Annotated in this window: 22 protein-coding genes, 1 tRNA gene and 1 pseudogene; 6 read left to right on the top strand and 18 right to left on the bottom strand. The window is 67.6% G+C overall.

Annotated elements, in window-relative coordinates; all coding sequences use genetic code 11:
* The first annotated feature begins 9 nt into the window (after positions 1-9).
* Both ACLQ2R_RS02930 and ACLQ2R_RS02925 read left to right on the top strand, forming a co-directional pair.
* Complete coding sequence (locus ACLQ2R_RS02930) at positions 10-1800, top strand: pyruvate, phosphate dikinase (RefSeq protein WP_425957686.1); 1791 nt, start codon at positions 10-12, stop codon at positions 1798-1800.
* A 63-nt stretch (positions 1801-1863) separates the two neighbouring features.
* Complete coding sequence (locus ACLQ2R_RS02925; protein WP_425957685.1) at positions 1864-2391, top strand: DinB family protein; 528 nt, start codon at positions 1864-1866, stop codon at positions 2389-2391.
* A 197-nt stretch (positions 2392-2588) separates the two neighbouring features.
* Here the strand turns inward: ACLQ2R_RS02925 and ACLQ2R_RS02920 are convergent, their stop codons facing one another.
* The 3 genes and pseudogenes from ACLQ2R_RS02920 to ACLQ2R_RS02910 all read right to left on the bottom strand — a co-directional run bounded on the left by ACLQ2R_RS02920 (position 2589) and on the right by ACLQ2R_RS02910 (position 6334).
* Positions 2589-2993 carry a hypothetical protein gene (locus ACLQ2R_RS02920; protein ID WP_425957684.1) on the bottom strand — a complete coding sequence of 135 codons (405 nt, stop codon included), beginning with the start codon at positions 2991-2993 and terminating at the stop codon, positions 2589-2591.
* A gap of 1291 nt (positions 2994-4284) precedes the next feature.
* Complete coding sequence (locus ACLQ2R_RS02915; RefSeq protein ID WP_425957683.1) at positions 4285-4752, bottom strand: hypothetical protein; 468 nt, start codon at positions 4750-4752, stop codon at positions 4285-4287.
* Between the two features lie 376 nt (positions 4753-5128).
* A pseudogene (locus ACLQ2R_RS02910) lies at positions 5129-6334 on the bottom strand (esterase-like activity of phytase family protein).
* Positions 6335-6699: 365 nt separating this feature from the next.
* Here ACLQ2R_RS02910 and ACLQ2R_RS02905 point away from each other — a divergent pair.
* Positions 6700-7164, top strand: a complete 465-nt coding sequence (locus ACLQ2R_RS02905) for a MaoC family dehydratase (protein ID WP_425957682.1) — start codon at positions 6700-6702, stop codon at positions 7162-7164.
* Positions 7165-7427: 263 nt separating this feature from the next.
* On the opposite strand, the gene ACLQ2R_RS02900 is transcribed toward ACLQ2R_RS02905, so the two are convergent.
* Together ACLQ2R_RS02900 and ACLQ2R_RS02895 are read right to left on the bottom strand one after the other, a co-directional pair.
* Positions 7428-8063, bottom strand: coding sequence for a response regulator (locus ACLQ2R_RS02900; protein WP_386240145.1), 636 nt, complete (start codon positions 8061-8063; stop codon positions 7428-7430).
* A complete protein-coding gene (locus ACLQ2R_RS02895) occupies positions 8060-9190 on the bottom strand; it encodes a sensor histidine kinase (RefSeq protein WP_425957681.1) in 1131 nt (376 codons plus the stop codon). The genes ACLQ2R_RS02900 and ACLQ2R_RS02895 overlap by 4 nt, the downstream gene beginning before the upstream one ends.
* A 369-nt stretch (positions 9191-9559) precedes the next feature.
* Between ACLQ2R_RS02895 and ACLQ2R_RS02890 the strand changes: the two genes are divergently transcribed.
* Positions 9560-9632: transfer RNA gene (locus ACLQ2R_RS02890), tRNA-Arg, on the top strand.
* 61 nt (positions 9633-9693) lie between these two features.
* Here the strand turns inward: ACLQ2R_RS02890 and ACLQ2R_RS02885 are convergent.
* From ACLQ2R_RS02885 to ACLQ2R_RS02850, 8 genes are all read right to left on the bottom strand, one after another.
* Complete coding sequence (locus ACLQ2R_RS02885) at positions 9694-10905, bottom strand: tyrosine-type recombinase/integrase (RefSeq protein WP_425957680.1); 1212 nt, start codon at positions 10903-10905, stop codon at positions 9694-9696.
* A complete protein-coding gene (locus ACLQ2R_RS02880; protein WP_425957679.1) occupies positions 10902-11096 on the bottom strand; it encodes a helix-turn-helix domain-containing protein in 195 nt (64 codons plus the stop codon). The genes ACLQ2R_RS02885 and ACLQ2R_RS02880 overlap by 4 nt, the downstream gene beginning before the upstream one ends.
* Entirely contained in the window at positions 11093-12757 is a 1665-nt protein-coding gene (locus tag ACLQ2R_RS02875) for a replication initiator (protein ID WP_425957678.1), read from the bottom strand. The genes ACLQ2R_RS02880 and ACLQ2R_RS02875 overlap by 4 nt, the downstream gene beginning before the upstream one ends.
* On the bottom strand, positions 12754-12906 hold the full coding sequence (locus tag ACLQ2R_RS02870) for a hypothetical protein (RefSeq protein WP_389921938.1): 153 nt from the start codon (positions 12904-12906) through the stop codon (positions 12754-12756). The genes ACLQ2R_RS02875 and ACLQ2R_RS02870 overlap by 4 nt, the downstream gene beginning before the upstream one ends.
* Positions 12899-13102 (bottom strand): hypothetical protein, encoded by a 204-nt coding sequence (locus ACLQ2R_RS02865; RefSeq protein WP_425957677.1) that lies wholly within the window; start codon positions 13100-13102, stop codon positions 12899-12901. The genes ACLQ2R_RS02870 and ACLQ2R_RS02865 overlap by 8 nt, the downstream gene beginning before the upstream one ends.
* On the bottom strand, positions 13099-14511 hold the full coding sequence (locus ACLQ2R_RS02860; protein ID WP_425957676.1) for an FtsK/SpoIIIE domain-containing protein: 1413 nt from the start codon (positions 14509-14511) through the stop codon (positions 13099-13101). Before ACLQ2R_RS02860 ends, ACLQ2R_RS02865 begins: the two co-directional genes overlap by 4 nt.
* 87 nt (positions 14512-14598) lie before the next feature.
* Positions 14599-14925 carry a hypothetical protein gene (locus ACLQ2R_RS02855; RefSeq protein WP_425957675.1) on the bottom strand — a complete coding sequence of 109 codons (327 nt, stop codon included), beginning with the start codon at positions 14923-14925 and terminating at the stop codon, positions 14599-14601.
* Complete coding sequence (locus ACLQ2R_RS02850) at positions 14922-15371, bottom strand: plasmid replication, integration and excision activator (RefSeq protein ID WP_425957674.1); 450 nt, start codon at positions 15369-15371, stop codon at positions 14922-14924. The genes ACLQ2R_RS02855 and ACLQ2R_RS02850 overlap by 4 nt, the downstream gene beginning before the upstream one ends.
* A gap of 188 nt (positions 15372-15559) precedes the next feature.
* On the opposite strand from ACLQ2R_RS02850, the gene ACLQ2R_RS02845 reads away from it, so the two are divergent.
* Positions 15560-16072, top strand: coding sequence for a DUF4265 domain-containing protein (locus tag ACLQ2R_RS02845; protein WP_425957673.1), 513 nt, complete (start codon positions 15560-15562; stop codon positions 16070-16072).
* Here ACLQ2R_RS02845 and ACLQ2R_RS02840 read toward each other — a convergent pair whose 3' ends face one another.
* Positions 16073-16789, bottom strand: a complete 717-nt coding sequence (locus tag ACLQ2R_RS02840) for a GntR family transcriptional regulator (RefSeq protein WP_425957672.1) — start codon at positions 16787-16789, stop codon at positions 16073-16075.
* Between the two features lie 389 nt (positions 16790-17178).
* Positions 17179-17436, bottom strand: a complete 258-nt coding sequence (locus tag ACLQ2R_RS02835; protein WP_425957671.1) for a hypothetical protein — start codon at positions 17434-17436, stop codon at positions 17179-17181.
* A gap of 405 nt (positions 17437-17841) precedes the next feature.
* Between ACLQ2R_RS02835 and ACLQ2R_RS02830 the strand changes: the two genes are divergently transcribed.
* Entirely contained in the window at positions 17842-18924 is a 1083-nt protein-coding gene (locus ACLQ2R_RS02830) for an XRE family transcriptional regulator (RefSeq protein ID WP_425957670.1), read from the top strand.
* Here ACLQ2R_RS02830 and ACLQ2R_RS02825 read toward each other — a convergent pair.
* The 3 genes from ACLQ2R_RS02825 to ACLQ2R_RS02815 all read right to left on the bottom strand — a co-directional run bounded on the left by ACLQ2R_RS02825 (position 18905) and on the right by ACLQ2R_RS02815 (position 23336).
* Entirely contained in the window at positions 18905-19465 is a 561-nt protein-coding gene (locus ACLQ2R_RS02825) for an NUDIX hydrolase (protein WP_425957669.1), read from the bottom strand. The genes ACLQ2R_RS02830 and ACLQ2R_RS02825 overlap by 20 nt on opposite strands.
* A gap of 1220 nt (positions 19466-20685) precedes the next feature.
* Entirely contained in the window at positions 20686-21504 is an 819-nt protein-coding gene (locus tag ACLQ2R_RS02820; RefSeq protein WP_425957668.1) for a phospholipase D-like domain-containing protein, read from the bottom strand.
* Positions 21480-23336, bottom strand: a complete 1857-nt coding sequence (locus tag ACLQ2R_RS02815; RefSeq protein ID WP_425957667.1) for a hypothetical protein — start codon at positions 23334-23336, stop codon at positions 21480-21482. Before ACLQ2R_RS02815 ends, ACLQ2R_RS02820 begins: the two co-directional genes overlap by 25 nt.
* Between the last annotated feature and the right edge of the window lie 24 nt (positions 23337-23360).

Raw genomic sequence — 23360 nt, 5'->3', positions numbered from 1 at the left:
GCTACCGCGATGGCCTGGATTCACCCGATCTCGGCGAACGTCGGGGAGACCGCGGACGTCCTCGGCGGCAAGGGGTACGGCCTCGTCGTGCTGCGCCGTCTCGGCCTGCCCGTGCCCCCCGGATTCGTCATCGGCACCGGGGCGTGCCGCGCCTTCCTGCGTGACGGGCGGCTTCCCGAGGGCCTGGACGCCGAGCTGGCGGCCGCCGTCCGCGATCTGGAGACCGTCACGGGACGGCGCCTCGGCGGAGGCGAGCGGCCGTTGACGGTGTCGGTCCGCTCGGGCGGCAGCGTGTCGATGCCCGGCATGATGAACACCATCCTCAACCTCGGCCTCACCGCCGGGACCACGGCGGGGCTGGCCGCCGAGACGGGCGACCCGCGGTTCGCGCTCGACGCGCGGCTGCGGTTCCTGTCCGGCTTCGCCTCGGCGGTCCACGGCGTGGAGCCGGGAGTCCTGGAGTCCGTGGCGCGGGGGGCCACCGGTGACGAGGCCGCCGGACGCGAGACCGCCGGTCGCGGAACCGGTGGCGCGGGCGAGGACGAAAAGAGCGGTGACGGTGGCGAGGAGGCACGTCTCGCCGGGATGATCCGGGCCGTCGAGGCCGTCGTCCGCGAACGGGCCGGCGAGCCGGTGCCGGACGACGCGACCGCGCAGCTGGAGCCGGCCGTCAGGGCCGTGTTCTCCTCCTGGGACACCCCGCGCGCCGTCACCTACCGCGAGCTGAACGGCATCCCGCACGACCTCGGCACCGCCGTCGTCGTCCAGGTCATGGTGTACGGGAACCGCGACGGCCACAGCGGCACCGGTGTCGCGTTCAGCCGCGACCCCAACACCGGGGAGAACGTCCCGTTCGGTGAGGTCCTGTTCGGACGCCAGGGCGAGGACGTCGTCTCGGGAAGGTCGGCGACCAGGCCGCTGTCCGAGCTGGCCGGACGGGAGCCCGCGGTGTGGGCCGGCCTCCTGGACGCCGTGAACCGGATCGAGGAGCACTACCGCGACACCTGCTACGTGGAGTTCACGTTCGAGGCGGGAACGCTGTGGATCCTGCAGGTACGGCCCGGCGGCCTCGTCGGCCGCGCCGCCGTCCGCGCCGCGGTCGACCTGGCGGACGAGGGCGTCATCGGCCGCCGTGACGCGCTGCTCCGGGTCTCCCCGCGGCACCTGCGGCACGTTCGCACGCCCCGGCTGGACGTGACCGGCGCGACCGACGTCCTCGCCCGGGGTACGGGCGCGTGCCCGGGGGTCGCGACGGGCAGGGTGGCGACCACCGCCGACCGGGCGGCGCGGATGACCGCCGACGGCCCGGTCATCCTGGTACGTCCGTACACCTCCCCGCTCGACATGCACGGCCTGGCCGCGGCGGCGGGGGTCGTCACCGCCGTGGGCGGTCCGGCCAGTCACGCCGCCGTCGTCGCGCGGGCGATGGGGAAACCCGCCGTCGTGGGGGCCGCGGGCCTCACGGTCGACGTCGCCGCGGGCTGCGTGCGAGCCGGTGGGCGTACCGTCCCGGAGGGCACGATCGTCACCATCGACGGGACCGGCGGGGAGGTCGTCGTCGGCAGCCCTCGCGTCGTGACGGCCGCGACCGACCCTCACCTGCGCCGCCTGCTGGAGTGGGCCGACGAGGTGTCGGGCGAGGGGGCGGACGACGGCTCCGACGGCGCACCGCGCGGTGGTCCCGACGGCGGCCCGTACGGCGGTTCGGGTGGCGCGCCGACCGGTGGTTCCGACGGCGGTTCGGAGGGCGACGAGGTGGAACGTCTCACGGCGGCCCAGGCGGCCCTCCGCCGCGCCTGACCGTCGGCGATCCGGCCGAAAACCGGTTGCCGGGGTGGAGGGGACCTGTGGCAGGGTCACCCGATGCCTGTTTCTCGCCGTGACCTGTCGCGCTGGCAGTTCGATCTGACCTGGTCGCTGTTCGAGTTCCATCTGGAACGACTGACCGCGGACGATTTCCTCTGGGAGCCCGCCCCCCTCTGCTGGACGGTGCGCCGGGGCACCGACGGGGTGTGGCGGCCGGACTGGGAGGAGACCGAACCCGACCCCGTTCCCGTCCCCACGATCGGCTGGGTCTTCTGGCATGCCGGCTGGTGGTGGTCGGTGGCCATCGACCATGCCCGCGGGCGGTCACCGCGCCGGAGGGAGGAGATCGGATGGCCCGGTGACGGGCAGGCGGCGATCGAATGGTTGCGCGGTCTCCGTACGGAGTGGTCGGCGGTGCTGGACGGGTTCACCGACGCCGACCTGGACGCCACCGCGCCGTTCCCGTGGCAGGACGCCCCCGAGCTGACCGTCGCGCACATGCTCGCCTGGGTGAACGCCGAACTGATGAAGAACGTCGCCGAGATCGGCCAGCTCCGGCTGGTCCGCGCCGCCTCGGCGGCGTGAGAGGGGCGGACCACGAACCTCTTCCGACTCCGGCCGGAGCGCCGTGCCCGGTGCTCACCGGGCACGGCACTCCCTCTCGCTCGGATCCGGCGTGATCCGCCGGCGGTGAACCGATCCACCGCCGTACGGACCCCGGCGGGTCGTCCCCGCTACGGGCCGCCGGACGGCCGGCCCGGTTGCACGGTGCCCGTCCGGATCTACCGAACGCACATGATCGACGACTGCGCCGTGTCGGCGGGAGCGGTCGTCAGTACGGTCTCGGGAAGGCAGACGGCCCCGGAGAGGCCGAGGACCCCGGCGAGACCGCCGGAACCGACGGAGCACAGGCCTTCGGCACGGTCGGCGACTCCGAAGGAGCAGGACGATCCGACGTGGCCGTCGTGACCGGCGGGTACGGCAAGATCGATCATGCCGATCGGTCCGGCCGGGCCGGTCAGGTCGATCGAGCCGATCGGTCCGGCCGGGCCGGTCAGGTCGATCGAGCCGATCGCGTCGGCAACGCCGATGGAGCCCATCGAACCGATGGCGCCGAGGGCGCCGACCGAGCAGACGGGGCTCGGCGAGGCCAGGTAGTACCCGGAGATCACGGGGACGGTGGACATGCTCGTACACCCGGTCGCCTGCGTCGGCCTCGAGGAGACTGCCGGTCCTCTGGGACCCACGGGGCCCCTCGGTCCCGCCGGCCCTCTCGGACCCGGGGTGCTCACGGTTCTCGTCGTGTTCAGGACGGTGACGCGCCCCGCCGGTCCTGCGGGTCCCGCAGGTCCGACGGCTCCCGCCGGCCCTGCCGGTCCGACCGCTCCCGCGGGTCCCACCGTTCCGGCCGGTCCTGCCGGGCCCGCGACTCCTGCGCGTCCGGCCGGTCCTACCGCTCCCGCAGGTCCGACCGTTCCTGCCGGCCCTGCGGGTCCGATCGTTCCCGCCGGTCCTGCCGGGCCCGCGACTCCTGCGCGTCCGGCCGGTCCTACGGCTCCCGCAGGTCCGACCGTTCCCACGGGTCCCGCGGGCCCTGCGGGTCCTGCCGGTCCCGCGGGACCCGCTGGGCCGGCCGGCCCAGCGGGTCCTGCCGGACCCGCGATTCCCGCTGCTCCCGCGGGCCCGAGAGTGGATGAGGTGGAGGAGGTGGCGGTGTTCGTGGTCCCCGTCGCGGCCGGGCCCCGTACGGTTCCCGGGATCGGCGCGGGGCCGGTGAGACCGATGACGCCGGCGGGCCCTGCAGGTCCGGCGGGTCCGGGAGGTCCGGGAGGTCCTGGCAGCCCGCGCGGACCACGTTCTCCCCTCCAGCCGTGATGCCGGCCGGAGCACCCGCAGTGGCGATGCGCTCTTCGGCACCCGCAGGGTCGGTGCCGATGAAGGATGGGCTTTTCGTCCTGGTGTATGGATCGATGAAGAAGGCCGGTCTTCCCGTTGTCGCTGTGGGGCGCGGACGTGAGAGCCCCTGCGGGTTCGATCGCGGCGTTCGCCGGTATCTGGTTCGACGACATCGCGAGGACGCCTGCCATCGTCGCGACGGCCATGGCGCCGATGCGCTTGCTGGAGAGGAGGGATGGCACCCACCTGCTACTACGAGGAAGCAATTGATTTCCCCATGTCATTGCTAATTCCGAAAAATCCGGATCCGTCACGCGGTCACGGAAGTGACAGCGAACAGGAGATACCCGGGCCTTATAGGGACAACGCGCCTACATAGTTCAGGAAGAGCAAATTAACGGTGCGCCGATGGAAAAGCTACTCTCGTCCGTGTTTTAGTGGTATTTGATGTGATTATCCGGTCATAGAGGAGGTGGAGGTTCTCGTGATCCTGGAATCGAAGGCTCGCCCCCTCCCTCTGGAAGTGGCCGGGGCCGGGCCGGGGCTGACGCCTCGACCGGGCGCCACGGCCACCCGTGATCCCTACTGCTCGCGAATGATGATCTCGGGGAACGACGGGTCGTTCTGGAGATCCCGCAGCAGCCTCTCGGACCGTGTGAGGCGATCGCGCGCCGGCCGTCCGTTCTCGGCGTAACCGCCGCGCCCCGGCCGTCCGTTCTCGGCGTAACCGCTCCCGCCCCTGCGGCCCCGGTAGCGGTCGACGGGGCGTTCCTGCCGGCTCTGCGACCGTCCGCGCCACCTGTCCGTGGGCCTCGCGGGACGGTCGCGGTACTGCCGCCGGGAGGGGTCGGGGTAGGGGTCGGACAGGCCGCCCGGAGCGCCCTGCGCGCCCGGCTGTGAGACCGAGCCGGACGGCCGTTCCCGGGCCGTGGCGGCATTGACCGGCTGGACCGACGTCATGAGGATTCCGGCGAACGCCGCGACGGCGAGAACGCCCACCCGCCTGCCGGAGACCGGCTGCGATATCCCTCTGCTCTTTCGAGGAAGCACGTTATTTCCCCATCCGTTTCTGATTCCGAAAACACCTGATATACCTCGCTACCTCATAAGTGGTAGTAGCCAGGAGATACCCCTCGGACGGTCCGATAGGCCATTGAAACGGTTGAGGCAGAGCAAATAAATGACACCGAGAAGAGTAATCGCGGTTTATCTATTGTTATTTACGGCTTTATCCCCCTCGTTCGTGTCACCCGGAGGGGGGCCGGTTCCAGGCCCCGACGAAGAGGGGGCCGTTCCCTGCCAGGACCCACGTCGATCCAGCCCCTCCGGCGGCCCACCCCCTCTCTCGTCCCCGCCCGGCCGGACCCGCTCCCCCCGCGACCCTCCTGCCGTCCGCCGGGGCGCGGTCGTCCGGTCTCACGGGACGTCATCGACGCGCGCGAGGGTCCGACAGGAGCGGGCGGGACAGGCGCACGGTGATGAACTCGTTGTCGTCGGGCCTGCCGGGGGTGCGGCCGGACGAGAACGGGAAGTTGTTGTCGTCGAGCACGCCCAGCGTGCGGTCGTCGAGGATCACCACGTCCTCGATGGTCTGGAACGGGAAGCGGAAGGTCTCGCCGAAGCCGCCCAGCCGGCGCGGGTCGGCCAGGTCGAGCAGGTCGGCGACGAGGGTCTTGCGCAGATCCGCGTATCGGGTGTCCACCAGGTAGACGCGCTTGACGCGGGCCTGGTCCCCCTGCAGGTTGTCGCGCTCGATGACCAGGAACCGGCTACGGTCGACCGCGATCATGTCCCCGATCGCGTTGTCGGGGCTCTCCAGCCGGTATGTTCACGTCCTGCCCGTGTAGGCCTTCCCGCGCAGGCTGAACTCGTTCATCCGCAGCGTCCCGGCGGCGTCGCCGGTCACCGTGCCCTCCAGCAGCGGGTACAGCGTCCTGCCGTCGACCGAGCGCGCCATGCCCTCGAAACCCTTGCTGCGACCGAGGGTGGGCTGCTCGCCGTCGAGGGTCGGGTTCTCCGGCGCCTTCACGCCGGGCAGCGGGAACGGTGCCTCCAGCAGCGTGCCGGAACGGGAGAAGTGCAGCAGGAACGGGCCGAACTCGTCCCCGATCCAGTAGGTGCCGTCGGAGGTCCGGGCGATCGACTCCACGTCGAGGTCGGCACCGGTCAGTTTCCGGTCCGGCCGGGTCAGCGGCCAGGTGACGTGCCCGTGGGGGTCGCTCAGGTCGAAGCCGCCGAGCAGCCCCACCGTGCCGCGCCGGAAGTCCGGCTTGATCCGGTGTACCCGCAGCAGGAAGTCGGCGCTGTTGGACCGGGAGCCGTACCCGTTGTCCGACAGCACGTCGAACGTGCCCCCGGAGCGCTTCACGATGCCGCTGAACCCCTGCACCGGCTGGCCGGCGAACGGCGGGGTCACCCCGTTGCTCGGTGTGCCGCCGAGCTGTGCCCCGGAAGGCTCGCTGCCGGGTACGAAGGTCAGCGCGGGCAGGACGGCGAATCCGGTCAGCGTCGCGCGGCCGAACCCGTGACCGCCGGAGCCGTGCCGCCCCGCGTCGTTCCGCTCCGTGTCTTTCCGCTCCGCGTCGCCCTGCCGGGCGGGCTCCGGTTCGGCGACGGAAGGGACGAAGGCCATGGAAGGGGTGAAGGCGGTGCGCCCGGGGGCGGCGACCGCCGGTGCGGACATCGCCAGGGCCAGCGCGGCCGCGCCGATGGTGATCGTCAAGCGTCGTCTCATGGCGGCACGCTAGGCAGCCGTCGTGAACGGCCGGTGTTACGTCGCGGGCCGTACGACGAAAACAAGATACTGACTGTACGGAAAAGGGGAGAGGGCCATCCGTAACTGGCGCGAGCGCCGGATGCGAGCACCCGGACGAGAGCAGCCGGATGTGAGCACCCGGACGCTTTCACCGGGACGCGAGCGTCGGGACGCGTCCGTCGGGCGGGAGTCCGCACCCCGGGATCTTCTCGCCACCCCCGCAACGGAATAAAGTTCCGTACATGAGGATTTTCGCCACCATCACCGAGCTCAAGGCCGCCGTCGGGGAACACCTGGGCCACACCGACTGGCACGAGGTCACCCAGGAGCAGGTCAACCTGTTCGCCGACGCGACCGGCGACCACCAGTGGATCCACGTGGACGTCGAGAAGGCCGCGCAGGGACCCTTCGGGACCACCATCGCCCACGGGTACCTGAGCCTGTCGCTGCTGCCCTTCTTCATGGTGCGGCTGTTCCGGGTGGACGGCCTGGCCATGGGGATCAACTACGGCCTGAACAAGGTCCGTTTCCCGTCACCGATCCCGGTCGGCTCCCGGATCCGCGCCGGTGCCGAACTCGTCGACCTCAAGGGCACCCCGTCGGGCTACCTGTCGAACATGCGGCTGACCGTGGAGATCGAGGGCCGGGACAAGCCCGCCTGCGTCGCGGAGACCCTCTCCCTCTACGTCCCGGCCGCGACCCCCTGACCCTCGAAAGACCCGCTATGTCCCGGCCGCGACCCCCTGACCTTCGAAAGACCCGCTACGTCCCGGCCGCGACCCCCTGCCCCTCGAAAGACCCGCCGGGAACGCCCCGGCGCCGGCTCCCCTCGCCGTTGCACGCAGAAACTCACCCGGGGCCGAGTGGTGCGGGCCGGGTGGGCCGCATCCCTCGCCGTCGCGCCCGGAAGCTCACCCGGAGCCCAGTGCCACGAGTCGGGTGAGCCGCTCCTGCCGTCGCGTCCGGGAGTTCACCTCCCCGTGGAGAGCTCCTGGGCCAGGATCGCGGCCTGGACGCGGCTGCGCAGCCCCAGCTTGTTCAGCAACCGGCTGACGTGGGTCTTCGTCGTCGCCTCGGCCATGTCCAGCTCAGCGGAGATCTCCGCGTTCGACAGCCCCCGCCCGATGCAGGCCAGCACCTCACGCTCGCGCGGCGTGAGGACGCCGATCTCGTACGACGTGCGCTGCGGGACCGAGGCGCCGAAGGCGGAGATCAGCCGCCGGGTGACCGCCGGCGCGATGAGCCCCTCGCCCCCGGCCACCACCCGCACCGCCTGAACCAGCGCGTCGGCGTCGGTGTTCTTCAACAGGAACCCGGCGGCCCCGGCGCGGAGCGCGCCGAAGACGTACTCGTCGATGTCGAACGTGGTGAGGATCAGCACATCGGTGATCCCGCTCAGCTCGCGCGTCGCGGAGATGCCGTCGAGCCGGGGCATCCGGATGTCCATCAGCACCACGTCGGGACGGAGGTCGCGGGCCATCGCGACGGCCTGCTCCCCGTCGGCCGCCTGGCCGACGACCTCGATGTCCCGGTGACCGTCGAGAATGAGGACGATTCCGGCGCGGACCGCGGCGTGGTCGTCGGCGACGAGGACTCGGATGCTCATGCGTTCTCCCGGGTGGGCAACTCGGCGCGGACACGCCAGCCGTCGTCGTACGGACCGGCCTCGAAGACGCCGCCCACCAGGGCCGTACGCTCCCGCATGCCGACGATCCCCGCACCCGCGCCGGGGAGTCCCCGTCCCCCGTCGCCGAGCGGGTTGTCCACGACCAGGGTGATCAGCCCCGGCAGGTAGCCGATCACCACGTCCGCCGCCTTGCCGCCGTGCTTGAGCGCGTTGGTGAGCGATTCCTGGACGATCCGGTACCCGGCCAGGTCCACCGAGGCGGGCAGGTCCCTGGGAGTGCCGTCCACCCGCAGGCGCGCGTCGAGCCCCGCCTCGCGGGCCCGCTCGACCAGTTCCCCGGCCTCGGCCACCCGCCTCCGGGTCGCCTCCGGCTCCTCGCCGTCCTGGCGGAGCAGCCCGATCATGGAACGCATCTCCGCCATGCCCTCGACACTGTTCTCCCTGATCGACTCCAGCACCTCGCGTACCCTCCGCGCGTCGAGATCCCTGCGGGAGAGGACGGCGGTGGACTGGATGGCGATCGCGCTGAAGTGGTTGGCGATCATGTCGTGCAGTTCCCGCGCCATCCGGGTCCGCTCGGCCTGCACCGCCGCCGCCCGGTCCAGCTCCGCCAGCCGCGCCACCTGCTCGGCCCTGGCGCGTTCGGCCACCGCCTGCTCCTCCAGCTGCCTCACGAGCATCGCGGTGAAGACGGGGGTCACCCCGACCAGGCCCGCCTGCACCAGGAAGATGGTGGCGACCGCCCACTGCCTGAGGAGGGCCCAGCCCAGCACCCCCGCCAGGACGGCGAGCACCGAGGTGACGATGAGCATCCGCCGCCCCAGGGACCGGGGGCCGTACCTGACCCCGGAGTACAGGTTGTCGGTGATGATCAGAACCGTGCCCAGGGACGGGCCCATGGCGAAGTCCCCGACGAAGGCCACGACCCCCAGCCCGAGCGAGAGCAACGGCCTGGTCCGCCGTACCGCCACCCCCGCGCACGTGATCACCAGCGGCCCGAGGAACAGGTACGCCGGGGCCCACCGGTGCTCGTAGGCCCCCGCGGCGAGAAGGACGACGGCCGAGACGAAACACGCCACGGCCCACAGCGCGTCGTCTCGTCTCATGCCCCCATCTCATCACCCCGACCGCCCGGACGGATCGGGCGCGGGACGGGGCTCTCGTACACACAAGGATGTAGCCCGTCCCATCCACACCGCCACCACTCCGCCGTGACCCTCCGCCACCATCCCGCCGTGACCCCCACCACCTTGCCGTGACCCTCCGCCGGCACCGTGCCGTGATCCCCTGTCGGCCAGGTCCCCACAGGCTCGCCTCTCCGACCGGCACCACGACCCGGAGATCACCCCGGTCGGCAGGCACCCCTTCCACCTCCGGAGGAGCCGGAGGATCCGGCCCTCGCACCCCGAACACGGGCGGATCGGTAACCGGTTCGAGGCATCGCCCAAAACCCGCTATGCTTGCTTACGCAGCGAGCGGCCGTAGCTCAATGGATAGAGCATCTGACTACGGATCAGAAGGTTGGGGTTTCGAGTACCTCCGGCCGCACATATGCAGGAAGGCCCCTGAACAGGCATTACGCCGTCAGGGGCCTTTTTCGTTGTGCCGCTCAACCGGTCTCTTCGGTGTCGGTGGGAGCCAACCTGGGAGCCAAAGGCGCGGACCTGCCCAGCAGAGCCCCGGAGATCGCCGCAGACGCCGCTCGCTTGTCCCCCTCCATCAGATGCCCGTAGACATCCTTGGTGATCGCGATGCTGGCGTGCCCGAGGACGTCGGAGACGACGTGCAGCGGTGTGCCCTGGGCGAGCATGAGCGAGGCCCCGGAGTGCCGCAGCTCGTGCGGGTGCCAGTGACCGAGGCCGGCCTTCTGCGCCAGCTTCGAGAACAGGTGGGAGAAGGTGTCGGGGTCGGACGGGTTGCCGAGCATCGAAGGGAAGATCAGCCCGTGCTCGGCCCACTCCTCTCCGGCCTGGAGACGTTCCGCGTTGTGCACGGCCCGATGCCGCTTGAGCGCGTCGACCAACTCGGGCGTCAGGCAGAGCGTACGGCGTGACTTCCTGGTCTTGAGTTCGGTGATCACAAGCTTGGTCTTGCGTTCCGCGCCGGGGGTGCGGTTCTTGATCCGTTTCACCGCGTGCGCCACACGCAGGGTTCTGGCCTCCGGGTCGAAGCCGCTCCACATCAGCCCGAGAGCCTCACCGCGGCGAAGGCCGAAGACGAGCGCCAGGAGGACGAGCGCCCCCATTCGATGCTCCGCGACCTCGTCGAGAAGCTTGTGCGACTGGTCGATCGTGAGCGTACGGCCCTCGTCGGTGTTGAGCCGGGGAGGCATCGACAGCGCCGCGACGTTCCGCGCCACCAGGCCCTCACGCTCAGCCTGCCCGAGTGCCTTGCGCAGGACGGCCCGCATGATCCGGACACTGTTGGGCTTGTACTTCGCCCGCTTGGCCTGCCACAGGGCATCGACGTGGGCGACGGTCAGCGCGGTGAGCTTGTGCCGCCCGAGCCCCGGCTTGAGGTGGAGTCGCACCGTGTCCTCGTAGTCGTCCAAGGTCGAATCCGCGATGTGACCGGGGAGTGTCGACAACCATCGGTCGAGGAAAGCACCAACGGTGATCTTGTCGTCGGGGACCGGCAGACCCTTGGCGATGCCCTCACGGATCTTCCGAATCTTCTCGACGACCTCGGGTCGGGTCTTGCCGGAGACCTTCTTGCGGAGACGTTTCCCGTCTGGTCCGTATCCGATGGAGATCGCCCCGCGCCACCGGTCGCCGTCCTTGTAGATCGAGTCCTCGTTGTGGCCACGCTTCTTGGTGCTCATGCTGCTTGCTCCTCTTCCAGATGCGCGACGAACTCGGCGAGCGCGGTCGGGGGAATCCTGCGAAGGGTGCCGACACGGACTGAGCGGAGAGCGCCCGACCGCATCAGCGCGTAGACCGTGGTCCGGCCGATGCTGAGAAGCTCCGCCGCCCTCTCCGGTCGGAGAAGCAGGTGATCGAGGTCATCCGTCATGCCGCCTCCCTCGTTGCCGAACAGTCGGGTGTGAGTTGGCCGGTGGCTTTCACCTGGAGAGCGACCAGGCTTGCTCGCCAGCGCTGGCGTTCGGCGACCATGCGCAGCAGTCGCAGGGCCAGGGAGGGGATGTTGCCGTCGCCGGCCGGGACGGGCTTCCAGACGTAGCGGTGCGGGTCGACGGGCTCGTCGGCCAGGCCGAGCGCTTCCATGACCCAGGTGCGCCGGTCGCGTCTGTGCTCGGACAGGGTCTTGTTCGACCACTTGCGCGAGACCAGGACGCGGCGGCCCGCGTAGCCGAGGTGTTCGGGCTTGTGCGCTTTGCTTCGGCACCGGCCCGGCGTCATGCCCGTCTTGGAGTTCTTGGGCTGGACTCCGTAGCGCAGCCAGTTCGGGCAGGCCGGGGAGCAGGGTTCGTAGCGGAGCGCCTCGACCATGCGGGCCGCGTGGTCACGCTGGGCTGGATTGTCGGCGTCGAGGGTGTCGCCGAGGCTCTTGGTCAGGTACTTGCTCAGGTAGCGGATGCACTGGTCGGCATCCGGAGTGCCGCCGAGGACACCCTGAACATCGACCTGGTCACCGAAGCGGACCACGTGCAGCGGTTCGGCCTCCTCGTCGGCGTCGAGCCGGTCGAGCGCTTCGCGCCAGGTGGGCAGCACTTCGCCAGTGACCGGATCGAGGTAGTCACCGTCTTGTCCATCCGGGTAGGGGGTGCCGTCTTCCGGTGCGGGACGTTCGACCCACACCGGCAGGTGATCGCCCTCGAAGCGCACCTCGTCAACCGATGGCCACCACACCTGGTGGTAGGTGGCCGCCGCGATCGCCTTGACCTCGGCGCGCGGCATGGTGCCGCGGATGGCCATGTGCAGATGTGGCGCGAGTCGCTTCTGTGGCTCGACCGAGGAGAAGTACTGCAGGTCATAGCCCGCGACGCGGCGCAGGTTCTGCACGAAGCGGTCGACGAGCTTGGAGAAGTGCAGCGCGTCCCGGACCGCCCGCCGGTAGTTGTAGGTATCCGGGTCGATGGGCACGCCGTTGCGCACCTTGCCGTAGGAGGGGAGCGTGAGCGTGACGAACAGCGACGGCCGGTAGACCATCCCGTCGGAGCTGGTGAACGTCCGTCCCAGGGTGGTGTTCTGCCGGACCTTCCTGGGTAGGTCGGGGGCGTCCTGGCGTCGCCGGGTCGAGCGGTTGCGCTTGGCGGCGGTACGGCCGAGCAGGGTGCCGCGCATCCCGGCCGCGGTGATCTCGGCATCCAGCCCGGCGAGGATCGCGTCCAGATCGGCGGTGTCGTCGCCGGCCTTTTCCGCGGCATCGCGCTGAGCCTGCATGTCCGCGCGGAACTCCACCAACCAGAGCTGTTCCTCGTTGGGCTCATCCGGGGTGATCGAGGGTTCGGCCTCCAGATGCCAGCCTTCCCGGCACTGGGCCATCCGCAGGTAGCGGTTACGCCGGGCGCATGACGAGCATTTGGCGTCCATGGTGGCCCCGCAGGGCACGTTGACGTCCTCGGTGAGCCCGGTGCGGGTGTCCAGCCGACGCAGGACCACCGGCCGGATGCACACCCCGTTGTGTTTGGCGATCTCCACCGCCACATCCAGCGCGAGCGGCATCGTCTGACGCTCGGCGCGTGACAGGCTGCGGTCGTTGGGGTTGCTCACGCGTCCGCCTCCTGCTCGTGGTCGAGGAGTGCGCCCTGTCCGCATTCGCGGCACTCGACCAGGCCGCGGATCAGGTCCAGCCACAACGTGTTGACCGCGTGGCAGGCCGCGCAGCGCAGGCCGTCGAGGATGTAGGCCAGCTCAGTCACGGTCGTCCCTCTCCCGTACTTCGGACAGGTCGGCCACCAGCCGGAACATGGTCTGGTACGGGTCGGCGGTGACGCGGACGTTGAACAGCTCGAAGGCCAGGACGGGCTGAGTGTGGTGCGGTCCCAGGGCGGCGAGGATGGGCCGCTCGCAGAGGCGGGTGATCTCCTCGTCGGTGCCGTAGAAGCTGACCCTCACGCGGTCACCTCCATGGCCATCGCGCGGATGTCGCTGTCGGAGACGTAGGCGGCACGGACCCGGATCGGGTCGGGTGAGGTCTCCAGGCGGACGTAGCCGATACCGGCGCCCTGCTGGGGGATGGGGGAGATGTGATCGGCCAGTGCCCCGCGGTCGCGTGCGCCGTCGCCGAGCACCATGTCGACCTGCTCGGACTCATCCAGGCGGAGGGCGATCTTGTCAGGGAACAGGTTGCGGATGTTCATGACCTCTTTGCGCGGGTCCTGGAGAGCGGCCAGGACACCGAAGCCGACCGCGCGGCCCTGCGTGGTGAGCGTCGCCAGGGCAGCGGAGATACGGAGCTTGAGGCCCTTGTCTGACTGGTAGGCGGTCAGGAACGCCACCTCGTCGACGACCACCAGGACGAACGGGTCATCGACGGTGGGGGTGTGGGAGCGCTGGAGTCCGGCGTAGCGGTCGGCCCGCTCCTGCATGATCTTTACTGCTGCTTCGAGGAGATCGGCGCAGTCGGCCGGGCTCGCGGCGTAGCGGTCGCCGAACAGGTCACGTCCATAGGACAACTCCATCCGCTTGGGATCCAGCGCCCACACCTGTGCCAGACCCGCACGCGTGGCGGGCAGTAGGCCGCGGATCGCTGACCAGATGACCGAGCCCTTGCCCGCCCCGGTGGCCCCGGCGACCAGGACGTGAGTGCCGTGGACCTTCAGGAGCCAGGGCTTGCCGTCTTCACACTTGCCGACCTCCACCGGCCCCACCGATGCCTCATCTGGGACCGGTACGGCCGGGAGCGGTGTGGCGAGGGGATCACGGCGGGGGAAGACGAGCAGCAGTCGGCCGGAGCGCGCGATGGAGACCCGGCAGGAGCGAGCGCCGAACCCGTGGGCGAGGTGCTCGGTGCGGTCGGCCCAGTCCTTGACCGCCTGTCCGGTGAGCATCCGCACCGTGACCACGTCGGCCCACGAGGTGCAGGTGACGCGGACGACGCGAGGCAGGTAATCCCGGCCGCGTAAGTGTCGTCCGAGCCCGGAGATGATCATTACCGGTTGCCAGTGCCGCCGGTAGACCCACACCAGCCTCCACCAGGCCAACAGACGCCAGCCCAGCAAGCGAAGGAACGAGGGACGAGCGAGGAAGAACCAGGTGGTGAGGCTGAGAGGGGTCACGGTGACGAGGCCGAGGCCCCAACGCCAGCCGCAGACGTAGGTGACCGCGCCTGGGGTGAGCGCGACGGCCGAGGCGATGGGGTGGCGCCACAGCAGCCGCAGGGCACTGGCCAGCAGTCGCCACGCGAAGATCACAATGGTGACGATCGCCGGGGTGCGAAGAACGGCCGGGCGGAAGACGACGGCGGTATCGGGGGTGGTGGAGACGAGGTTCTGCGCCTCGTCGCCGGACAGTTTCTTGAACATTAGGCTGGGGGCCTTCCTTGAATTCGCGTGAGAGGGAGAACCGAGGGGCCGCCGGAAGTTGGCGCTTCTGGCGGCCCCGCTTACATGTCAGGCCGCGACCTCACCGGCCGGTGTGGTCTGGTCGGTGGGGTTGGTCGGCTGTTCCGCGTGGAGGCGCTCGCAGTTGGCCAGGTAGCGCGCAGAAGCGGTGAAGATCTCCCGCGCGAGGGTCACGTCCTGCTCGGTGACCGGCCCGCCGCCCGTGGTGGTGACCGTCATGTGTGCCTCAGTGCTGGACAGGGCCAGGAACGGTCGCTCACCGTCGCCCCCGAACGCCTTGGCCGACATCTCCGAGGTGCAAAACGAGACATCGAATCGGGTGACGCCCTCGTGAATCGACGCGGTGACGTAGGTGTAGGGCTTGTGTTCGCTCACGCCGCCACGTCCTTACCGGCCGTCTCCTTGACCGGCGCCGGAGCGCTCTGCCGAGCGGGAGTCGCGGCGGAGCGGGGAGGACGCATCGACGTTGCTCGGATGGACCAGGCCAGACGGCCGGTGTTCTGGTTGACGTAGGCGGTGGCGGTCATGCCGTCGAACTCCACCGGCACGAACGGCAGGCCCGGCAGCGCGGCCGGAACGACGGGCTGGATGGGGGAGAGGATCTTGACCGAGACCGTCTTCTGGCCGGCCTTCACGGTCGGGTCGGCGTCCATGACGGCGACCTGCCACACCAGCTCTCCGGTGTTCTTGTCCTTGGCGTAGACGGTGCGGCCCTTGGACGAGGCGTCGAAGTCCTTGACCTGCTCGACCTCGCCGACGATGAAGCAGCCGTGCGGGAAGACCTGTCCGAAGTGGACTGGGATGGGGCCTTGGATGGCCATGTCGGGTGTTCCTTTCACTTGGACGATCGATGTTCGGTCGTCCACTTGTCCGATTAAGTTGAGAGTAGCTTACAGCAACTTGTCCGCACAAGTGAATGAGTGGATCGGCGGAGAAGGGATGGCCATGTGTGCGGGCCTGCCTCTCGGGCGTCCTAACGGCGCTCGGTGCTCAAGGAGGATGCGCGATCATGTCGGTCATGGCCTCCATGACTTCGCCGGAGCACAACACCGTCGAGAACAACCGGATCAAGGTCTGGTTCCGGTTCGTGCCGCGAGAAGGTTGGCTTCCCTATGACACCGAGGGGCTTTGGGCCACGCGGATCAGCGAGGACACCGCGCGCCTGGAGAATGTCCCCTTCCTGCAGGACGGGGTGGCCGAGGGAGATGTCGTGCGGTTTCTTACCAATGCCGACGGCCTCCACTGGTCCACGGAGCGCGTAGAAGCGTCGGGAAACTGCACCGTTCGGGTCCTGCCCGTTCCCAGCGGTTCACTTGGGGCAAGCGCTGAGGCCGTGCACGAGCGGTTGGCGCCGTTCGGCCTGGGGGGAGAGGTTTTCAGTAAGGAACTGCCGCTGGTCGCCTTCAACGTGCCGGCCCGCGCAGAACTCGGCAGGATAAAGGCGCTACTGACGCGTGGCGAGGAAGACGGTTGGTGGCACTTCGAGGCTTCCTGCGTCACAGATGCCTGGCGCAACGCCTAGTTAGCTCACCGGGTAGACGTCCTGAAGTTCGTGAAGGTCACCGGGAAGCGCCACACTCATCACCAGGAGCACAGCCCCGGCGGCATCATGCACGCTGGCCAGCACACCCATGACGGGCTTCGAAGAGCCGAGCAACTCGGCCTCTTCCTTGGTGGGGTTGCGCGCGGTCAACCGCTCGGTGACGTGATCGAAGCGCAGATGCTTGACCGCCTGGAGATGATGACGCACCCCGCGCGCCAGCGGTTCGGGCTTGTCGACATCGGTACCCAACGCGATCTCCAACGGGAACCACAGGGTCTCCACCGCCGACAGCCGCCCCCCCTGCCTGGCTACCCGCCGACGCGAGATCACCGGGGTCTTGTCCTCAACGCCGAGAAGACGGGCGATGTGGCGAGGAGCCGGAACACGGGCGACATCGGTGACCATGTCACCACTCTCGGCCTGCTCAGCAACCGCCAGCCCCGGCCGGATGCGATCGACGGCACTCTCGGGACGGCCCTTCACGAACGAACCGCGGCCGTGCTCACGCTCGATCCAGCCTTGCATGGCCAGTGTCTGAAGCGCCCGCACCACTGTCGTGCGACCTACACCGAACTCTCTGACGAGCTGCGTCTCCGAGGGCAGCATGTCACCGGCCGCGTACTGCCCGGCCTCGATGCGCTCCTGAATCGTGCCCATCACCTGGGCATACTTCGGAGGGGCGAAATCCTTGCTCATCTTAACCGCCCGATCACTCTTCCACTTGTCTGCACAAGTACAGTACCGGCTAAGAGCAGCCCTGTCAGGACCCGCGACAGCGGGAAACAACTACCTGGCCAACCCTGCCAGAACTCTGATCCACACCACCCGTGCCTGAGCAGGCGACCACGCATCGCTGTGAAAAACGGTCACCTTCCCTTTGTCCTGAACCGTCTTACGAACGAACGACAACCCGCCCGCATCGCACAACTCGTAAAACGTCACCCGATGCTCATGGCAGGTCCAGGCCACTACCCGAACCCGCCCGAAACGCCGCGACCTATGCCAGGCCAAAGGCACGCATCCCGGAGCAGCCGGAACGAGATGCTCGGACAGGCATGACGCTCCTCGTCGAGAGAAATCCTCGCTCACGATTCCCGCCGCTCGAAACGCACCGAACCGGCCAGGTCCACGGTGGCGTGAAAGATCACCTGGCGTGACCAGTCGCCCGGCGCCATGCCGAAGTCGTAGACCCGCCGCGTGATCCGCCCCCACAGCGCCGGTTGCGGCTCCAGCCTGCGCAGCGCCTTGCGCAGCTCGTCCATCGAGGTCGCCTGCCCCGAGCTGGTGCCGCACGGCCCGAGCCGGTCGACGCCCTCGGAGGTGAAGACCTCCCACTCGAACATCTCGACAATGGGCTCGGGACCGTCGCAGTACAGGCAGTCCTCCTGAGAGGAAACCGCACCTCCCAGAAACGAGGTAGCGACATGTCCCCGCCGCGTAACGATCTTCCAGCCGCGCCCATCACATTCATCGCACTTAACCGGTGTTGTCATACCGGAAAGGATCGATGGAAGAACTTCTCAGCCCTATCCCACGCGTATATTCCACCAAGGCATATAGGGTCTCGACATGTAGCGACGCACCACCTCGGGAACCGACAGCCGGAGGGCGGAATGAACGGGAGTGCTTTTGAGCCGATCAAGATCCCAGTCGAAGTATGGGACCGCGAAGACAGCAGGGAAATCCTCAAAAATCGCGACGTAGCAGGACTTTTCAAACTCGCCGCGAAGTACGCAGGCGCCAGCCAAGTGGACATCGGCGCGGCAACCGGCCTGTCCCAGGGACGCGTCAGCCGGATCAGCCGAAACCAGTCCCACATCACCGAGCTGGACGTCTACGAGCGCATCGCCACCGGTCTCGGCCTGCCCGACCACGCCCGCATGCTCTTCGGCCTGGCCCCGCTCGACACCGCATCCCCCACCGGGAACTACGGCGACCACCACCAGGAGCAGAGCGAGGAACTGACCGCCCGGATCGAAGCAGCCGCCGCTATCGACCCCACCATGGTCATGATCCTCACCACCGACACCAACAATCTGCGCCTCATGGACCGCCGTGTTGGCGGCATCGCCATCGCCGACAAGATGCGCGCTCAGATTTCCCACGTTGAACACGCCCACCGCCACGCCGTACGCCCCGGCATCCGCGCCCAGCTCGCCCACGTCCTGGCCGAGACCGCCTCACTGGCCGGATGGCAGGCCATCCACACCGGAGCCCTCAACGACGCCTGGAACCACTACGAGCACGCCAAAGCCGCCGCCCGCGAAGCCGACGACCCCGCCCTCATCGCCTACGTCTCCGGCGAACAGGCATACGTCCTGATGGAACTCGGACGCCCCGCCGAAGGCACCGAACTCCTCCAGTACATCCACGCCACCTACCGCGACCGCATCCCCGCCAGGCTCCGCACCTGGATGTCCGCGGCCGAAGCCGAAGGCGCCGCGATCCTCGGCGACGAGACGACCTGCCGTACCGCTCTGGAACAGGCCGCCGCATTTCTACCCGAGGGCGACGCCGACCCCGACATGCCTTACCTGTCGGTCAACGCCCACCACCTGGCCCGCTGGCGGGGGAGTTGCCTGGTGCGCTTCGGCGATCCGGGAACCGTCGAGGACCTGCGCTCAGCACTGGCCGGGATGGACGGCACCTACAACCGCGCCGAATCCGGCGTCCGCTGCGACCTGGGCCATGCTCTTCTCGCCCGTGGAGAGCCCGACGCCGCCCAACCTCACATCCAGCGCGCTCAGCACCTCGCTACGATGACCGGCTCCAGCCGGCAACGCCGACGCGTCGAGGAACTCGCCCGAGCCGTCAGCCGTTCGTTGCGCTGAGCCGATCCCGCGCCGCGAACAGACCGATCAACGTCCCCGACGTCCAGATGTCACCGCGAGCGATCATCGCCGGGATCTCCGCCATTGGCACCCACTCGATGAGATCCGCCTCGATCTCCCCGGTCGGACTCCCGACCAGATCGGCACCCCGCACCAGGAACAGACTGTGCTCGGAGTCGACCATGCCCGCCATCGGCTGGTAGGTGATCAAAGGCTCGATCTCCTTGGGCCGATACCCCGTCTCCTCCTCCACCTCACGAGCAGCCGTCGTGATCGCCTCCTCGCCGGCGTCGACCAGACCGCCGGGAAGCTCCCAGCCCCACCGGTCGAACAGGAACCGGTGCCGCCACATCATCAGCACTCTGTTCTGCTCGTCGACCACCACGGCGATCGCCGCCCGATCCAGATGCACCGCATGATGCTCGAACCGCTCCCCGTCCGGGATCGCCACGTCAACGAGCCCCAGCCGGATCCACCGGTTGTCATAGACCAGCCGTTCCCCGTGCACGATCCACCGCGACCGCTCTTCGTTGGTAGCCACACAGCGAAGTTACAGGCCAACATCCCCGACGTACACGGGCATGAGCAGAGCCATCACGCTGCCGCAGAGCATTGCCGAATTAATCTTGTATGGATCAAGGGCGGCGGCGCGCCGCGCCGCCGCACGGCCCTCCACCCGCCCGCCGTTCGGGCGTGCGGCGTGGGCGCCGGTCCCGAACGGCGGCGAGAATCGGCCCGCCCGCCGCACCGCCCGCGCGCCGCACTCGCCCATCGCCCGCCGCAGTGGGGCCGCACCGCCGCCCAGGGGCGAGAGCTTCGACTGACCGGCCCAACCTCTTCGAGGCCCTTCGGGTGCTTCGCATTGCGCCGGCTGCTCGCTCTCTCAGATCTGGAATCTCGCCCGGCATCAACCGAATGCCTCCGGCGGGGGCACTCAGCTCCGGGATGATCGACGTTCCAGCACAAAGACCATAGGTGGTTGAGGTGGAAGCCGGATCTTCCCGTCTGCCACGTCCCAGGCAAGCCCAACATCTCGACTCCTCCGGATCAAGGCCGTCTGTGACCGTTGGCATCTCATGGCGGAGGAACGTCTACCGGTTGACGTACACGCGAAGACGGCCTTGCTCCTCCGTCCCCGAGCTGTTGCCCCTCCGGGGTGGGACGAGGCAGACGGGAAGATCCGGCGGGGGAAGTGTGCGCGTTCGTGCATGATCCGGAGCGTGATCACGTGCCACGGGCGTGTCAGATCTCAAGGGAAATAGCGGGGAATCACGGGGAATCGTAGATCAGAAATGAAAAAGCCTCCGCACCGCGTTTGCGCTGGTGAGAGGGCTTTTTCTGCTGGTGTGGCAGGTGCAGGACTTAAATCCGCGTAGGCTGAGCTGACGGTTTTATGATCTTCGACTTTCGTCATCCCTGTGCAGAGGCGTGCATCGCCGCGATTGCTTCGCCTCCCCCGAGCAGATCAAGATATCGTCCTTGCGATCCCCCACGTATGGCCGACGTTATAAGTGCCTAAACCTATTGGAGCTCGCTAGGGAGAGGACTCCGGCGACCGACTCTCGCCGGTAGATCGAGTTCGCCTTGATCAGAAGATTGTATATTTCCACCATATCGTATGGCATAGGGTGCAGGCGAACCGCTATCCCGATGGGCGTTTTCTTTAAGGAAGGCCATCGGGAACGAATCGTGCCGAGCCCTAGGTGGGAACGTTGAATGAAGAATGCCGGATTCGCCGGGAAACTCGGTTGAGTGTCTCACTCAACGCGGAGTGAGCTGCTGCGCTACAGCTTCAAGCCATCGGGCTAGGTCGCTGACCTTGGTGCCCCGTAGCAGCACGCCCGCCTCGGCATGAGCGGACGTACCCCCCGGAGTTAGGTTCGCCGAACCGATATATGCGATATTGCTGTCGGCCATGACCACCTTGAAGTGGATGCCCAGCCCACTCTCATCCCAGGAACGGACAGACAGTCGTTCGCTAGCGGTGCCGACTGCCTTCCGCAACACGGCGACCGCATCGATATTGAAATTTGAACGAGAAGGTGAAGCGCATGCTAGTCCTCGTGTGATCACGAGAGTAGAGCCGCCTGATTTCAGCAGCGCTTTCACGTAGGGAGCGAGCACTTCGATGAATGACGCGTGTAGATATGGCGCGGCGATTACTAAGCGACTCCGGGCTTGCTCGGCGACAGCGCGTATCGTCGTCCCAGTGTCGAGAGGGAGGCCAGGCCCTCCATGATCACGCGTCATCAATCCAAGAGTCGTTTTGAAGAAGGCGGGCACAGTCAGGACGAGATCCCAGCTCTCCTCCACGGCCATTACGGTCATGGCGTGTGCCTGAGCCAAAAGGAGAGGGGCCGTTGGGGTAACTTGCCCTTTCTGATCTAGAACGCCCGCGTGGATCAGCACAGGTGAGACAAGGCGTCGATCTGTCACTGCGCTACCGATCAGCTCGACAATCCCATCGCCGGTGCCCGCAGCTGCCGCGAAGTTGGTCGCGGCAGCTGCGATATCAACCGACTTCTGGGCCTGAAGGTAGAGAGCGACCAGTGGTCTTAGCGGCTCCAGTATCCGTGCCACCGCTGTACTTCCTCGTGATCGGCATGGACTGAGCCGTCGAGTGGGGGGAGTGTGCCGAATAGGAGATTGCGGTCGAGGACGGTGTTGAACCGAGTGCAAGCAACTTCTGAAATGTGGAGACAGGCGGCACATGCTCCGCCGAAATCTCGACGACAAGGGGGATCGAATACGCATCGCTTTTCTGCGTCTAGCTCACGCAAAGCGTCTTCTAGATCGAAGCGATATACGTGCTCTAGTCCGCCGAGTGTAAATTCACTTCGCGTGTTGGCGTAAATAAGGAAAGCACAGTTGGTGGGGAATAGGAACTCGGCGAGCGAATCGACGTTGAGTCCGCATCTGGAGGCGAGAGCCTTCATAGTACGGTGAGCTATCGAGTGGACGAGCCCTAGAACCGCTTTCGTGATGGGATTCTCGGGAGTACTGAAAGCGTCGGTTACTGGGGCAGCGACTCTATAGAACCATTTCTGGGCGTCCCTCTGTGTGCTGATGACGGGATCGACGATGACACCCGAATCGGTCAACCATTGGATCACCTTGAGCTTGTCCAGTTGGAACAGGAGCCCTTCAGTCTCGGTGCGCACGCCGTACATGGGGAACTTACTATCGTGGCCAGCGGGAAAGAAGCGGAACCGTGCTGTGGTTACGGTGCCGCGACGTGTGGTGGACACAGCTCTTCCACTGATTCGCGTATATCCGGCCACGATGTAAGCGATGGGCAGCTCCCGTAGCAGCGTGATATCGGCGAACCCGTAGTGAAGGAAGAGCTCGCGGTATCGCTGGTAGATCGGCTCCAGCGGGGTTCCAGCATCGCCGGCGAGTAGGTTCTGGACCGTAAGCGGGGCGGCGTCCCAGGCCAGACCCAGTTGGCGACACTCTTCGCCGAACGCCTCGATGGTTTCATGATCCTTGCCAAGCGCGTCGATTTCCGCAGCCCAAGCAGGTGTGTCGTCTGTCCGCTGCCTCGCTTTAGCGATGAGTTGTTCGTACAGGTCATCACCTGGCTTGAGTCCCAAGGTAGCCGCAGTTTCCTGTGCCTGCCGCAGAGCGCCGTCGGCAAGGGAGGTTCCGGCAGCTAGGCGTAGCCCTTCCGCGCCACGTGGCAAAATGCCGAGACTCTGTGCTACGGCCGCCGCGTACACCCGCTCATGCGCTAGGGCGGCGTAGCCACTTCGGGTAGGAGGGTTGATCACCGTGATTTGCTGTGGGTAGTAAGCCGAAGTCTGTGGCACGCGCATCACCTGCGGTCGGCCGGTACGGCAAGTGGAGCACCACCGCGTGATTGGTTGTTCGGAGCGTTGCCGACATCGGGTACAGGTCCAGTACCACCGAGATATCTGTAGATCGCGCGTGTTATGCAGACGCATCGGCGCCCGGCAGCCGGAGTCGCAGCGAGGCGCGTTGATCTCTTCTAGATGACCGCACTCATGGACTTCACTCCAGGAGAATTGCTCCATCGGTCCATGCTCCCCAACAGGGCAGGCCGGTATTGGCTCCCCGATACGAACATTCTGAAAGGCCCGGCAATCCCGGCACAGAAAGGTGTTGGGAAAGCGGCTGGCTTTGAGATCCTCAGCCTTGACCAGATTGAACTGACGTCGATCGATAATGTCCAATTCCGCCTTGGCGCCTGGACCAGCGGCGTTGGTAGCGGCGAAGGGGAGGAGCAAACGGCGGAGTTGTGGGGCGACCCACCCCTCGGGGACATCGAGGGGTGTGACCTGGCGCGGAGGTTCCCCGATGACGGACCCTCTTGATGACCAGTTGTAGGGTTGACCCGGCATGTAGCGCCAGAGTGCCCCTATATTGCTGCGATTGAGCTTGTCGAAGGCCATGACGAAGTTCTTCCTCGTAGGCGG

This window comes from Streptosporangium sp. DT93 (assembly GCF_049844535.1).
Taxonomy (GTDB): Bacteria; Actinomycetota; Actinomycetes; order Streptosporangiales; family Streptosporangiaceae; genus Streptosporangium.
The sequence above is the reverse complement of the archived record's forward strand: the minus strand, read 5'-3'. Positions and strand labels throughout refer to the sequence as shown.

Bases quoted from the DNA above. Each gene is read 5' to 3' on its own strand.
- ACLQ2R_RS02930 (WP_425957686.1), top strand. From the start codon at position 10: ATGGCCTGGATTCACCCGATCTCGGCGAACGTCGGGGAGACCGCGGAC.
- ACLQ2R_RS02925 (WP_425957685.1), top strand. From the start codon at position 1,864: ATGCCTGTTTCTCGCCGTGACCTGTCGCGCTGGCAGTTCGATCTGACC.
- ACLQ2R_RS02920 (WP_425957684.1), bottom strand. From the start codon at position 2,993: ATGTCCACCGTCCCCGTGATCTCCGGGTACTACCTGGCCTCGCCGAGC.
- ACLQ2R_RS02905 (WP_425957682.1), top strand. From the start codon at position 6,700: ATGAGGATTTTCGCCACCATCACCGAGCTCAAGGCCGCCGTCGGGGAA.
- ACLQ2R_RS02900 (WP_386240145.1), bottom strand. From the start codon at position 8,063: ATGAGCATCCGAGTCCTCGTCGCCGACGACCACGCCGCGGTCCGCGCC.
- ACLQ2R_RS02895 (WP_425957681.1), bottom strand. From the start codon at position 9,190: ATGAGACGAGACGACGCGCTGTGGGCCGTGGCGTGTTTCGTCTCGGCC.
- ACLQ2R_RS02885 (WP_425957680.1), bottom strand. From the start codon at position 10,905: ATGAGCACCAAGAAGCGTGGCCACAACGAGGACTCGATCTACAAGGAC.
- ACLQ2R_RS02880 (WP_425957679.1), bottom strand. From the start codon at position 11,096: ATGACGGATGACCTCGATCACCTGCTTCTCCGACCGGAGAGGGCGGCG.
- ACLQ2R_RS02860 (WP_425957676.1), bottom strand. From the start codon at position 14,511: ATGTTCAAGAAACTGTCCGGCGACGAGGCGCAGAACCTCGTCTCCACC.
- ACLQ2R_RS02850 (WP_425957674.1), bottom strand. From the start codon at position 15,371: ATGGCCATCCAAGGCCCCATCCCAGTCCACTTCGGACAGGTCTTCCCG.
- ACLQ2R_RS02845 (WP_425957673.1), top strand. From the start codon at position 15,560: ATGTCGGTCATGGCCTCCATGACTTCGCCGGAGCACAACACCGTCGAG.
- ACLQ2R_RS02840 (WP_425957672.1), bottom strand. From the start codon at position 16,789: ATGAGCAAGGATTTCGCCCCTCCGAAGTATGCCCAGGTGATGGGCACG.
- ACLQ2R_RS02835 (WP_425957671.1), bottom strand. From the start codon at position 17,436: ATGTTCGAGTGGGAGGTCTTCACCTCCGAGGGCGTCGACCGGCTCGGG.
- ACLQ2R_RS02815 (WP_425957667.1), bottom strand. From the start codon at position 23,336: ATGGCCTTCGACAAGCTCAATCGCAGCAATATAGGGGCACTCTGGCGC.